This is a genomic window from Dyadobacter psychrophilus, from assembly GCF_900167945.1.
GTDB lineage: Bacteria > Bacteroidota > Bacteroidia > Cytophagales > Spirosomataceae > Dyadobacter > Dyadobacter psychrophilus.
Genome location: NZ_FUZA01000001.1, coordinates 184,491 through 197,554 on the forward strand (window position 1 = coordinate 184,491; position 13,064 = coordinate 197,554).

Annotated in this window: 15 protein-coding genes; 6 read left to right on the forward strand and 9 right to left on the reverse strand. The window is 44.8% G+C overall.

What is annotated here, in order from left to right; all coding sequences use genetic code 11:
• The first annotated feature begins 277 nt into the window (after nt 1–277).
• Both B5X68_RS00865 and B5X68_RS28780 read left to right on the forward strand, forming a co-directional pair.
• Nucleotides 278–460, forward strand: coding sequence for a hypothetical protein (locus B5X68_RS00865; RefSeq protein ID WP_082212791.1), 183 nt, complete (start codon nt 278–280; stop codon nt 458–460).
• 154 nt (nt 461–614) lie between these two features.
• On the forward strand, nt 615–764 hold the full coding sequence (locus B5X68_RS28780) for a hypothetical protein (RefSeq protein ID WP_170916548.1): 150 nt from the start codon (nt 615–617) through the stop codon (nt 762–764).
• On the opposite strand, the gene B5X68_RS00870 is transcribed toward B5X68_RS28780, so the two are convergent.
• The 4 genes from B5X68_RS00870 to B5X68_RS00885 form a co-directional block, all read right to left on the reverse strand.
• Entirely contained in the window at nt 765–1,469 is a 705-nt protein-coding gene (locus tag B5X68_RS00870; protein ID WP_082212792.1) for an L-ribulose-5-phosphate 4-epimerase, read from the reverse strand.
• 16 nt (nt 1,470–1,485) lie between these two features.
• Entirely contained in the window at nt 1,486–2,976 is a 1,491-nt protein-coding gene (gene araA / locus B5X68_RS00875) for an L-arabinose isomerase (RefSeq protein WP_082212793.1), read from the reverse strand.
• Nucleotides 2,977–2,995: 19 nt separating this feature from the next.
• A complete protein-coding gene (locus B5X68_RS00880) occupies nt 2,996–4,684 on the reverse strand; it encodes a ribulokinase (protein WP_082212794.1) in 1,689 nt (562 codons plus the stop codon).
• Nucleotides 4,685–4,785: 101 nt separating this feature from the next.
• Complete coding sequence (locus B5X68_RS00885; RefSeq protein WP_082212795.1) at nt 4,786–5,490, reverse strand: NUDIX hydrolase; 705 nt, start codon at nt 5,488–5,490, stop codon at nt 4,786–4,788.
• Nucleotides 5,491–5,635: 145 nt separating this feature from the next.
• On the opposite strand from B5X68_RS00885, the gene B5X68_RS00890 reads away from it, so the two are divergent.
• The 3 genes from B5X68_RS00890 to B5X68_RS00900 all read left to right on the forward strand — a co-directional run bounded on the left by B5X68_RS00890 (nt 5,636) and on the right by B5X68_RS00900 (nt 8,538).
• On the forward strand, nt 5,636–6,847 hold the full coding sequence (locus B5X68_RS00890) for a metallophosphoesterase family protein (RefSeq protein WP_082212796.1): 1,212 nt from the start codon (nt 5,636–5,638) through the stop codon (nt 6,845–6,847).
• A 72-nt stretch (nt 6,848–6,919) separates the two neighbouring features.
• Nucleotides 6,920–7,759 (forward strand): endonuclease/exonuclease/phosphatase family protein, encoded by an 840-nt coding sequence (locus B5X68_RS00895; RefSeq protein ID WP_082212797.1) that lies wholly within the window; start codon nt 6,920–6,922, stop codon nt 7,757–7,759.
• A gap of 110 nt (nt 7,760–7,869) precedes the next feature.
• On the forward strand, nt 7,870–8,538 hold the full coding sequence (locus tag B5X68_RS00900; protein ID WP_082212798.1) for a DUF4369 domain-containing protein: 669 nt from the start codon (nt 7,870–7,872) through the stop codon (nt 8,536–8,538).
• Between the two features lie 25 nt (nt 8,539–8,563).
• On the opposite strand, the gene B5X68_RS00905 is transcribed toward B5X68_RS00900, so the two are convergent.
• The 3 genes from B5X68_RS00905 to mtgA form a co-directional block, all read right to left on the reverse strand.
• Nucleotides 8,564–8,866 carry a PIN domain-containing protein gene (locus tag B5X68_RS00905; protein WP_141110154.1) on the reverse strand — a complete coding sequence of 101 codons (303 nt, stop codon included), beginning with the start codon at nt 8,864–8,866 and terminating at the stop codon, nt 8,564–8,566.
• Between the two features lie 100 nt (nt 8,867–8,966).
• Complete coding sequence (locus B5X68_RS00910) at nt 8,967–9,203, reverse strand: hypothetical protein (protein WP_082212800.1); 237 nt, start codon at nt 9,201–9,203, stop codon at nt 8,967–8,969.
• Nucleotides 9,204–9,257: 54 nt separating this feature from the next.
• Complete coding sequence (gene mtgA / locus B5X68_RS00915; protein WP_082212801.1) at nt 9,258–9,944, reverse strand: monofunctional biosynthetic peptidoglycan transglycosylase; 687 nt, start codon at nt 9,942–9,944, stop codon at nt 9,258–9,260.
• Between the two features lie 134 nt (nt 9,945–10,078).
• Between mtgA and B5X68_RS00920 the strand changes: the two genes are divergently transcribed.
• A complete protein-coding gene (locus tag B5X68_RS00920; RefSeq protein ID WP_082212802.1) occupies nt 10,079–11,365 on the forward strand; it encodes a DUF2851 family protein in 1,287 nt (428 codons plus the stop codon).
• On the opposite strand, the gene B5X68_RS00925 is transcribed toward B5X68_RS00920, so the two are convergent.
• Complete coding sequence (locus B5X68_RS00925; RefSeq protein WP_026630003.1) at nt 11,355–11,555, reverse strand: hypothetical protein; 201 nt, start codon at nt 11,553–11,555, stop codon at nt 11,355–11,357. The two genes, B5X68_RS00920 and B5X68_RS00925, sit on opposite strands and share 11 nt — an antisense overlap.
• A 24-nt stretch (nt 11,556–11,579) precedes the next feature.
• Nucleotides 11,580–12,998, reverse strand: coding sequence for a CCA tRNA nucleotidyltransferase (locus tag B5X68_RS00930; protein WP_082212803.1), 1,419 nt, complete (start codon nt 12,996–12,998; stop codon nt 11,580–11,582).
• Between the last annotated feature and the right edge of the window lie 66 nt (nt 12,999–13,064).

A 13,064-nucleotide genomic window follows, 5' to 3' on the forward strand; every position in this document is an offset into this window, starting at 1 on the left:
GCTTTTTAGCATTTAAACTTATTGAGGGTCAAACAGACGAATAAAGAGATGCTGGCGGGTATATCGCAATAGCGATACCCAGTTTGTCCAAAAATGTTACAGAAATTGTACGAAGGAGTCCCCAGTTTTGGAATTCATGGGAAAATTATGCCCCATGGTATGACATTTCAGATTATTAATATAAATTTTTAAATAATTTCAAGAACTGGGCATGTTCAGGAACAGCTTTGGTACGCTCAAATCCAAACGTATCGTAACCTTTAACATCCCTTAATAAATGAAAACTGATAGCAAAACCCTGTCTGAGATCTTAAAATTGCATGCGGAATATGTTAAGGAGGTAGAGTACAGTGGTATCAAGCCGCTTTCAATAGAAATTTACAAAACCAATTCAAACAATTTCGTTCGCTGGATCCAGGACGATTTTAACCCTGGAAGTAAATTACGCAGAGGCGCGTAAATCATTTAGCCAAAGAAAAAAGACATTCATACTCAACGTTTAGCCAAGCTAACCACTACCGGAAGACTCGTTCTCCGGTAGTTTTTTTTTATACCAAACTTTTCTATGTTTGATGTACGTTTAGTATGATAATTAAATTTTAAAATAGCTCCTTATGTTATTTGCCCTTTTTAACCTTTTCAAAGGTCGCTTCTCCAAAGAATCTATTAACGAAGCGAAAGCGAGCGAAAAACGCATGACCCGCCAGGAAGCGCTTCAACAAATGCGCAGCATTGCCAGCAAACGTGTTGAGAAAAAAGGTTAATCAGCATCCTTGCCCATAGTAAGCATCTTTGCCGTGTTTGCGGAAGTAATGTTTGTCGATAAGACCCTGCTTAATGGTCTGGGCGGAAGGATTGATATGGAGTGTGAGATAGGCCATCTTGGCAATTTCTTCCAGCACAACCGAATTATAAACCGCCTTAGCCGGATCTTTTCCCCAGGTAAATGGCCCATGGCAGGCAACCAGCACCATTTCTGTTTCTTCATAATTCAGCTTTCCTCCTGCAAATAAATCCAGGATCTGATTGCCCGTTTCGAGCTCATAATCGCGCTGGATCATCTCATCGGACATTACTTCTGTAACGGGCACTGCGGAGGTTAAATGATCCGCATGGGTGGTGCCCAGGTTCGGGATCGCGCGGATTGCCTGCGCCCAGGCCACTGCGTATGTGGAGTGAGTATGACAAACGCCACCGATCGAAGGAAAATGCTTGTAAAGCAATGTATGGGTTTTTGTGTCCGAAGAAGGCCGCATATTGCCCTCTACAACCTGATTTTCAAGATCAAGTAAAACAATGTCCTCCACACGGAGCTTATGATAAGGCACGCCGCTGGGTTTGATAGCAATTACGCCAGCCTCACGGTCAATTCCGCTTACATTACCAAAAGTTACGATCGCCAGGTTTTCCCTGGGAATCTCCATATTGGCTTCGTAAACCTGCTCTTTTAAATAGGTGTATTTGGACATGTTTTTTTCTGAAATATCATTTGTACGAAGCGTCGCTCCATCTCAATTCATTTTTTAATTGCCTTAATGAAGTGTTCTTATCGATCACAACCAACTCAACACCAGTCATCTCGGCAAACATTTCAATATGATCGGTAGTCAGATTCTGACTGTAAACCGTATGGTGCGCGCCGCCGGCATAGATCCAGGCTGCACAGCCAGTAGCCATATCAGGCGCTGGTTTCCATAATACCCTGGCAACGGGAAGTTTTGGAAGTGATTCGGTTACTTCTACGGCCTCAACCTCGTTCACCAAAATCCGGAAGCGGTTTCCCATATCAACCAACGAAACGTTGATCGCAGGACCAGCTTCTGCGTTAAAGACCAGCCGGACGGGATCTTCTTTGCCACCAATACCCAATGGATGGATCTCACAGGAAGGCCTTCCCTCAGCAATGCTAGGGCAAATTTCGAGCATATGCGAACCCAAAACCAGGTTATTGTTCGGATCGAAATGGTAAGTGTAATCTTCCATGAACGAATTTCCGCCAGGCAAACCACTTCCCATTACTTTGAGCGCCCGCACCATCGCTGAGGTCTTCCAGTCTCCCTCACCCGCGTAACCGTATCCGGCTGCCATCATGCGCTGCGATCCGATGCCCGGAAGTTGTTTCATTCCATGCAGGTCCTCAAATGTGTTGGTATAACCCTTGAAATTCCCGTCTTCCAGGAAATATTTCAGCCCCAGTTCAATTCTCGCTGCATCCCAAAGCGCACTATGCCTCCCCTCTCCTTTTCTGATCCCACTTGCCAGGTCATACAGCGACTCGTATTCATCGATCAAAAGCCCCACTTCTTGCTCGGAAACCTGATTGATCACAGTAACCAGATCACCAACCGCATAAGTATTTACCGAAAAGCCGAAAGCCATTTCTGCTGCAACCTTATCACCATCTGTGACAGCAACTTGCCGCATATTATCCCCGAAACGGACAAATTTGGCACCTTTCATGTCGTGACGGGCAGCCGCTACGCGTGTCCATTGAGCAAGATCTGCAATAACATGAGCCTGTTGCCAATGTCCCACGATCACTTTCCGGTTCAGGCGCATCCGGGTCATCATAAAACCAAACTCCCTGTCGCCATGTGCGGACTGGTTGAGGTTCATGAAGTCCATATCAATGTTAGCCCAGGGAATGTCACGGTTGAATTGCGTATGCAAATGCAGCAGCGGCTTTTGCATGATCTGCAAACCACGGATCCACATTTTAGCAGGCGAAAATGTATGCATCCATGCCACAATGCCAATGCAATTTTTGGCAACATTCGCGTCCTGCATGATATTGAAAATCTCTTCCGAAGACTTTACCACAGGCTTAAAAACCGTCCTGACCGGAATTTCGGTAGAATCGTCAAAATGCTTGCTGATAATCTTGGCATGTTCTGCAACCTGTCGAAGCGTATCCTCTCCGTACAAATCCTGACTGCCCGTAATGAACCAAATTTCAAATTGTTTTAAATCAACCATTGGGATTGTGAAGGCGAGATTAGGATAAAGAAGTTGACAATGCACTTTCCGGGGCAACCTGTACTTTTTGTAAAAAGTCGTTTTCCAAAAATGCTCCGGACTGTGTATATTTTTGATATAATGATTGGTAAACAGCCACTTGCGCAGGTCTGGGTGTGTAAACAGCATCAAAACCCGAACTCATGGCTTCCTGCGCTTCTGGTAAGGTTTCATAAATCCCTGAGGCAACCGCAGCGAACATGGCTGCCCCTAGTGCGCATGCCTGCTCGGAAGCAGCAACTTTTATGGGCATATTAAGGACATCCGCCAATGTCTGCATCACAAATGCCGATTTTTTTGCAACTCCACCGATCGCAATCACTTCATGAATAGGAACGCCTTCCTTCCGGAACCGCTCCACAATGCTCTTCGAACCGTAAGCCGTCGCTTCTACCAAAGCTTTGAAAATCCGGACGTGATCGCTCGCCAGATTCAAGCCGAGTATCGCCCCTTTTAATGTATGTTTTGCATCAGGCGTTCTCCGGCCGTTCAGCCAGTCGATGGCGATGATGTCGTTTTCAGTAACAGCGAGTTTGGCGGCTTGTTCGGCCAGGTGGGGAATGAGGTTTTTAGATAGTTCCTGCGCAGCGGCCTCGCCCAATAATGCACGTACAGGCTCGACAACGAGCTTCGCAAACCATGCGTAAATATCACCAAATGCAGATTGCCCCGCTTCCATGCCCAGCATTCCGGGGATAATGGAGCCGTCAACCTGCCCGCAAATACCCTTAATCAGCAAATGTCCTGCCTCCTCATTCGGAGCAATAAGCATATCACAAGTTGAAGTCCCAATCACTTTGCATAGCGAATAAGGCTCAATTAATGCTCCTACCGCGCCCATATGCGCGTCAAAAGCGCCGACACCAATGATCGTATCGGTTGGAATGCCCAGTTTTTCAGCCCATTTCGGAGATATGGTCCCCATCGCTTCATCCGATGTTTCCGTGTTCACGAAAAGCCTGTCCCTGATCCCGTCCAGGAGCGGATCCAGCTTTATTAAAAAATCATTCGGTGGCAACCCGTCGAAATCACTGTGCCACAAGGCCTTATGCCCCGCTGCGCATCTCGACCTTTTTAATGTCAGCGGATCCGTGTTGCCGGTTAGCTCGGCGGAAATCCAGTCGCAATGTTCTACCCAGGAAAATGCGCTTTCCCTGACCTTTTCGTCCACTCTCAGCGTCCTCAGGATTTTAGCCCAAAACCATTCTGATGAATAGATCCCGCCTACATATTTGGTATAATCTGTTTCTAAACTGTGTGCTAGTGTATTAATTTCTTCTGCTTCTGCATTGGCCGTGTGATCTTTCCAAAGGATAAACATTCCATTTGGATTTTCAGCGAATTCTGGCAAAAGTGATAAAGGTGTCCCGTTCCGGTCCACAGCCACGGGCGTAGAACCGGTTGTATCAACCGAAATTCCCCGGACATTCTGACGCGCACTTCCCGGCGATTTTTCCAGTGCTTCCAGCACCGCGCCTTCCAATGCTTCCAGGTAATCCGACGGGTGTTGTCTGAATTGCGACGAAGCAGCATCACAATATCTTCCCTGCTTCCAACGGCTATATTCCCGAACAGCGGTTCCTGCCTGCTCGCCCGTCTGCGCATTCACTACCAGCGCCCTGACAGAGTCGGTGCCAAAATCAATTCCTATAACGTAGCTTTCTTTCATGGTCCTTTTTATTTCACTTATCACGTAACAAATATAAATAAATTTGTTTATGGTGTTATTTTGACACAATTAATATTATCCCAACACCCTATGCTTGGGCCCTATGACTGCTTCATGCTATCCGGCATAAAATTCCAGAAAGAGTGGAATTTCTCTTTGTATCTCACTTCGTCCAGTTTATACAATGTTGCCTTTTTAGTTGTGCTGTTGCTGTTTTTGCTGCCTGTATCGATGAGCAGGCCGGTTGACAAAAGCTTCCTGCTGAAATTGCGCCTGTCGAGTGGAATGTTATAAATCGCTTCGTAGAGCTTCTGTAATTGCGGAATGGTAAAAAGCTCGGGCAAGAGCTCGAAACCAATGGGGTGCAAGGCTGCCTTATATTTTAAATGTTCAATCGCTTTACAAACCATATGTTCATGGTCAAATATGAGCGCAGGCCGATTTTCCAGTGTGATCCAGAAAGCATTATGGCTTCTTACGGCTTCTGAATCATGGTCATCAATTTGGATAAGTGCAAAAAACACGACCGAAACGGTTCTTTCAGCCGGGTCGCGGTTTATCTTTCCGTAGGTTTCAAGCTGCTCTACGTAGATATTTTTCAATCCCGTAAGGTTATATAAAATCCGCGCTGCGCCGTCGGCAAGGTCTTCGTCCGCATTGAGGAACCCGCCCATTAATGACCATTTCCCCTTTTCAGGCTCAAAATTCCGCTTAATCAGCAAAAGCTTGATATCCCTCCCGTCAAACCCGAAAATAATACAGTCTATTGCCAGCAGAATGCGCGAAGCCTGCGGATAATTATTCATTTGGTCAATATTGTAGAGGTATCTAATAGTAAGCAATTTAAAGAACCGCCGGTTACAAAGAACATTCCCGATCCGACTTTTTATATAATGCTAAGAAAGTAAAAAAAAGAGCGTGGTTACTTAATCTGTTAAAAGATTCAAAGTTATGCTTTCAGACAGACGATCGTTCCTTGAAAAAATGTCGCAGATCGGGGCGCTGAGCCTGTTGCCTTTTTCTGTTGCGCAAGCCAGCGATTCCGTTGAAGAAAAAAACCACTTTGTTGCCGGTCCGTATTTACAAAATATGGGCACCAATGAGGTGACAATCATGTGGATCACCCATAAAAATTGTTTCAGTTGGGTTGAGTACGGCGCCGGAACTTACACCAGCAAGCGTGAATTTGGCTATCATAATGGCCTTATTGAAGCCAATAACCGCATTAACAAGATCACATTGACCGGGTTAACTGCGGGAACAGCGCACAAATACAAAATCGTATCCACAGAAATCACCGGTTACAAAGGATCGAAAGTAGAGTTTGGAGAGACGATTGCAAGCGCCATGTTCGGCTTCAAAACACCTGCCGAAAACGAAGAAGAATTTAAAATGGTGATCTTCAACGACATTCACGACCGGCCTCAAATCATCCCGCAATTGCTTTATCGCCACGGCTACACAGGCAACACCCGCGATTACGACTTTGTAGTTTTCAACGGCGATTGTTTTGATTGGGTAACCGAGGAGATTCAAATGGTGGATAATTTGATCAAACCTGCAACGGACATTTTTGCATCCGAAATCCCGTTCATTCTGACGCAGGGAAATCATGAGTGCCGGGGGAGTTTTTCCAGACAAATCCCTGCCTACTATGCCTATCCCGAAAACAAATATTATTATGCTTTCACGCGCGGGCCCGTTCGGTTCGTCATCCTGGATTCCGGCGAAGATAAAACCGACGACAGCGTGGAGTATGGCGGTCTTTCCGCTTTCGACCGATATCGGGAGGTTCAGAAAAAGTGGCTGGAAAAAGAGGTGGAGTCTGCCGAATTTAAAAAAGCGGATTTCCGGATCGTTCTTATCCACATATCTCCCTATCATTCAGGAGACTGGCACGGAACATTGCATTGCCGGGAGCAATTTGGCCCGATCCTGAACAAGGCTAAAATTGATCTACAAATCTCCGGTCACACCCACCGCTACGCCACGCACGAGCCCGATACAATGCATAACTATCCGATCGTTATCGGCGGCGGTCCTTTGGAAGGCAACCGGACATTGATCAAACTGCATGCGACCAAAAAGCAACTCGATCTGAAAATGATCCGGGACGATGGCGAAGTCGTTGGCAAATTCCTGCTCGCAAAAAAGGGCAAATGATCATACTGACACAATATTAGTAACCAACCCGCTTGTTAACTTTGCCTCATATTCACAAATAAATTGCATTAAATGAAAAAAATTGCCTTAGCCCTTTCCCTCTTCTTAGCATTGTCGCAAAGCACATTTGCGCAGAAAAACACAATCAATGTTGCTTCCTACAATCTTCGGTACAACACGCCGAATGACGGCGTGAATGCGTGGCCCAACCGCAAAGAGAATGTAAAAGGCCTTATCCGGTTCCATGAGTTCGACATTTTCGGCGTGCAGGAAGCATTGATAGGCCAACTGAAAGATGTGGCTGAACTTACCGAATTTACTTTTTACGGAAAAGGGCGCGACGACGGTAAGGAAGGCGGGGAACATTCTGCCATCTTTTACAAAAAGGACAGGTTCAAAGCGTTGCAATCGGGCGACTTTTGGCTGAGCGAAACACCTGATAAACCTGGCAAAGGCTGGGACGCAACTTGCTGTAACAGAATTGCTTCGTGGGTAAAATTCCAGGATTTACTTAGCAAGAAAGAATTTTATTTCTTCAATGTACACTTTGATCACCAGGGCGTTGAAGCGCGCAGGCAATCGGGACATTTGATGGTAAAAAAGATCAGCGAGATCGCTGGTAAATCGACCGTCATCCTTACCGGGGATTTCAATTCAACGCCCGAAACAGAGCAGATCAAAACCATTCAGGGACTATTGAACGATTCGCATAACGTAACAAAGCAGCCCGCATACGGCCCAGAGGGAACATTCAACAGTTTTAAGTTCGACGCGCCGATGGACAAACGAATCGATTATATTTTTGTCAGCAAGAATATCGATGTCCTGAAATACGGCGTTTTAACGGATGCCAGAGAACAACGTTATCCATCTGATCACCAGCCTGTTTTGATCAAGATTGAGATAAAATAAAAGCGGCTTTGTGACGGTCGGCCTTTGGCAATTGGTTTTGAAATTTTTTTCCTAATTTACTTGTCAAAAGCCGGCTGTTGATAGCAGGCTGCATCAATATCCTTCTAAAAATGATCAAATTGCTGCCCAGGGTTTTTGCTCTTTTCTTCCTTTTCACCCCCGCCTCTGGTCAGCTCATCAAGATAAAAATTGTTAACCCCGACGGACTCAAAGGTCGTAAGGCCATTTTATTGACCCGGGAAAAAGGTTTCGCTGCAACTGTCCATTCGCTTAAACTCGGCTCTGACAGCATTAATTTACTCATGGAGAATGATTTGGTGCCTAATTTGTATCAAATGCAAGTTTCTCAATTAAAAGGCTCACTCTTCTTTTTCCTGGAAAACGGCATCAGAATCCAGCTCGACACCACGGATTTGTCAAAATCCATAGTCAGCAATTCGAAAAGCAATGAAGAGTGGCGGCTGTTTTGGAATAACATTCAAAAGCCTTCGGACGACCGGTTACAGGTTTATTCAGCAGGAGAAGCCCGGGCCAGAAAGAAAGTTCAGGCCGATAGTATTGACTACTGGCGGGGCCTGCAAGCCGTGGAACGCCTGGATCTCCAAACGAAAACCAGCACATTCATTCTCGAACATCTAGGCTCATTTGTAAGTCTTTACCTCCTCAAAATCAATTGGTACGCCTTCAAAAGCCTGGGCATCTTCGAAAAGCTCGACCCATCACTGGCACGTCACCGGACTTATAAGTTTTTGAAAGAGAAAAGCCGGGGGAATAGCTGAAATAGCACAACGACCATGCGAATAGTTATTTCAGAAGCGTGATCTTCAAATTTGTTGCTTCCTGAATTGACTTAAAATCGTCTTGATTGAAAGTATACAGCTCATCGCAGTGAACTTCCGCAATCGCTGTATGAATACAATCATTAATATTTTGATATCCGATTATCTCAGCTAAATCGCAGGCTCTTTTAAAGGCAGTTAAGTCATAACCAACAGGACTTGTTTGAAGAAAAACGCCAAGTTTCTCTGTGATAATTTCGCTACTTAATTTTAGCTTGGAAAGGACAAAGGAAACTTCCTGTAAAGACAACAAGGATATGAAAAACACTTGATTCTAGCAGCTTCCTGATAAAGATTAGTAGCAAGCTTATGTTTTTCTTCATTCTGAACTATCAGATAATTGATTAGAACATCGGAATCGAAATAAATCATAGGTTGACTTCATTTGCCAAGCCTGAAAGATCAATATCACTACTGATATGAATTGGAGGAAACTTCTTTTGCAGTGCCTCAGATTTTAAAAATAACTCGTATTGATCTTGTTCTTTGAGCTTTTCCAACTGAACTGTTAATGTAACCGGATCATTCTCCCGAAACATTTTCTTGATAGATTCGAGAAGACTTAGGTTGATCTCGCCAGCTTTTATATGATAGGTAGTCTGCATAGGTGTGTCGTTTTCGGAGTCTGGTTCAACAAATTTTGTCAAATATAGTTCTTTTTACAAATCCGCAATGTACTTCTGACCGCCCAGATAACGCATTTGTCTTACAATTTGTCCGGTGCGTTTTTGGACATATCCTGATGGATTTTTAATAGAGAATCGTACGGGATTCGGTAACACTGCTGCAATGCGTGCGGCTTCGTATCGCGAGAGTTTTTTGGCAGATTTGTTATAGTATCTCAATGATGCGGCTTCCACGCCAAATGTCATTTTCCCCATTTCCGCTACATTCAAATACACTTCGAGAATGCGCTCCTTATCCCAGATCACCTCAATTAAAACAGTGAAATAAGCTTCTAAACCTTTTCTGATAAAGCTCCTTCCATGCCATAGGAACACGTTTTTGGCGACTTGCTGCGAAATTGTACTAGCCCCGCGGGCGCGTTTCCGCTTCTCAGTTACCGCATTATAGATCTGATCAAAGTCGAATCCCCAGTGATTAGGAAAATTCTGGTCCTCGGATGCCACGACTGCCAGCGCGACTTCCTTTGAAATATTTTCGTAAGGTTCCCAATCGTGGTGAATTTCCGTATCCTCATCCGCCCTGAAAGCTTCGATTTTCCTCGATAACATAAATGGTGTAACCCAAACGGGTAAGAACTTCAAAACCAGCACCCAAACGATTGAAACAACGAAAAAAAGAATGAGAATTCTAAGCGCAATAAATTGCAAACGGCGGAGCATAAAACTTTTTTACTTCAAAAACCTGTGACCAAACCAAAATATCAGCGTACAAAGAACAGAAACTAATCAGGTTTAGACAAAGAAAATAAAGACCATTCATTTAAATATTTCTACACGCACTATTTCCAAATGCTATGAATGAAGATATCCTGAGTTTTATATGGCGATTCCAATATTTCGCTTCGGAAGCATTACGCACCGACGAAGGCTGCAACCTTTCCGTTCTCAGAACTGGCCATAGAAACGGTGATGCCGGCCCTGACTTTTCAGAAGCACGGGTCATTATTGAGGATTTTCAATGGATAGGAAGCATTGAAATCCATGTAAGATCGTCGGATTGGTATGTGCACAATCATGAGACGGATTCGGCTTATGAAACGGTGATCCTGCACGTGGTTTGGGAAAACGATCGGCCGGTCATACGGCGGGACGGCACATTATTGCCAACCTTAACATTGAAAGACATTGTAACAAAGTCCGTTTTGGAACGATATGCGCAGTTACAGGACGAAACGGAGGCCATCCCTTGCGCCGGGATGTTTACACAGGTTGAAAACATTCAAAAGTACGCAATGCTAGACCGGGTCCTGCTGGAAAGGCTGGATAGGAAAGCAAGCGTGGTAATGGATTTATTAACAAAGAACAACAACGATTGGGAAGAAACGGCCTATCAATGGCTGGGAAGGCATTTTGGATTTAAACTAAATGATGCACCGTTCACTCGTCTGACTGAAATTGTGTCCTGGAAGATCATTCGAAAACACCGCGACAAACTGATCCAGATTGAAGCACTGCTTTTTGGCAGTGCAGGACTTATCCCCACGGAATCCAATGATTTTTACATCCGCCAACTGCGAACGGAACATCAGTTTTTAAGTGCAAAATACGGACTGAAAAGTCAGCAAATGAATGGGCATGAATGGAAAAACCTGCGCATGAGACCCGCCGGATTTCCTACGGTGCGGCTTGCTCAGTTTGCGCAACTTTTGAACAAGAATGGCAGCCTTTTTCCTGAAATTATATTGGCCCCAACGTTTTCTGCTTTACAAACCATGTTTCACATTGAGCAGTCGGAATATTGGAAGGACCATTATCTTTTTGAGAAAAAATCGAAAGCAAAGGTCCCGGTTCTGGGCAAGGACTCTGCTAATTTGCTCATTGTCAACGGTGCTGTGACACTTTTAGTTGCATATGCCAAGCACCGGCAGCAACCGGAATTGTTGGAAAAAGCGATTTACTGGCTGTCAGAAATCGGAGCAGAGAAAAATCGCATTACAAGAGAATGGGAAACGCTTGGAATGAAGGTTAACACTGCCGCTGATTCACAGGCGCTTATAGAATGGTATAACAATTACTGTACATTCCGGAAATGTCTGGAATGCACAGTTGGCGCCGCGCTTATACGCCCTGTCAACCCTTGACCAGATTTACGCCTGTGAGGAGGAAAACCGTCCCTACTAAAAATGGAACAACAGATTCCCATTTGGAAACAGTAAGCCCCAGAACGGGTTTGTCAGACAAAAATGCAATGCAGGCAAACAGCAGGACTGAAATGCCTAAAATCGTGAGAAGTGCGCCAAAGAAGCGTTTAAACTGCGTATTGTTTTCCATCTAAAATGTAATGAGGAGTCAGATTTATGATTGTAAAGTTAAGCCCATTTTCTCGCCCTCTTGCACCATATATGCGTATGCGGGATCAAATTCGTTCGGTATAATGCCTTCCAGGATAGCTTCCCGTATTATTTCTTTAATGATGCCCACTTCCTTTGCCGGTTTTAAACCAAAAGCCTGCATGATCATTTCACCAGTGATGACGGGTTGGAAGTTGCGCAGTTTGTCGCGTTCTTCGAGGTCTTTCAACTTCTGTTCCACCAGGTCGAAGTTGTGCAGGAAACGCTTTACTTTGTCCGGATTTTTGGAAGTAATGTCAGCCCTGCAAAGTTTCATCAATGCTTCAATGTCCTCTCCTGCTTCCACCAGCAAACGCCGCATGGCCGAGTCGGTAATTTCTTCTTTTGACAGGACAATGGGTCTTAAATGCAGTCGCACAAGCTTTTTCACAAACCGCATTTTCTCATTCAAAGGCAATTTCATCCGACGAAAAATGACGGGAACCATTCTCGCTCCAACTTCCTCATGGTTATGGAATGACCAGCCAATGCGTTTATCAAATTTCTTGGTGGCAGGTTTCGCAATGTCATGTAGGATAGCTGCCCAGCGGAGCCAAAGGTCATCGGTGTTTTGGGACACATTGTCCAGCACTTGCAATGTATGGTAAAAATTATCCTTATGTCCCTTACCATCAATCGTTTGCACGCCCAGCAACTCGATCATTTCCGGAAAAATAATCTGCAAAATGCCCGCGTGGTAAAGCAATTTAAAACCGTAAGAGGGCGTCGGTGAAAGGATTATTTTGTTCAGTTCATCCGAAATACGCTCCATCGAAACGATTTCGATGCGATCTTTCATTTTAATGATCGCGTCAAATGTATTGGGTTCAATGTCGAAGTTGAGCTGGCTTGCAAAACGGATCGCCCGCATCATGCGCAACGGATCATCGGAGAATGTAATTTCTGGTTCGAGCGGCGTGCGGATGATTTTTCTTTTAAGATCCCGCAACCCGTCAAATGGATCCACAAGCTCGCCTAGTGTTCCTTTATTCAGACTTATCCCCATCGCATTGATCGTAAAATCACGCCGGTTCTGGTCGTCACTGAGCGTTCCGTCTTCGACTGCGGGTTTCCTGGAATCAGAGCGGTACGATTCCTTGCGAGCGCCCACAAATTCTATTTCCAGATCGCCTTGTCTGATTTGGGCTGTCCCGAAAGTTTTGTAAATGCTTACAAAAACATCAGGTCCAAGCTGGCTGGCGACCATTTCCGCTAGTTCGATACCACTTCCGATCGAAACAATATCAATGTCCTTACTATTCCGTTTGAGTATCAGGTCTCTTACAAATCCACCAATGACATATGCCTCCACACCCAGCTCCGCCGCAGCCTTCGCTACAATTTCAAGAATCGGATACTGGATTAACTGCTCTTTAAAATTCATGCGGCAAAGGTAAAGAACTTAACTAATGTCTGATAAAACTTGTTTAACCTTTCGGAATATTTAAAT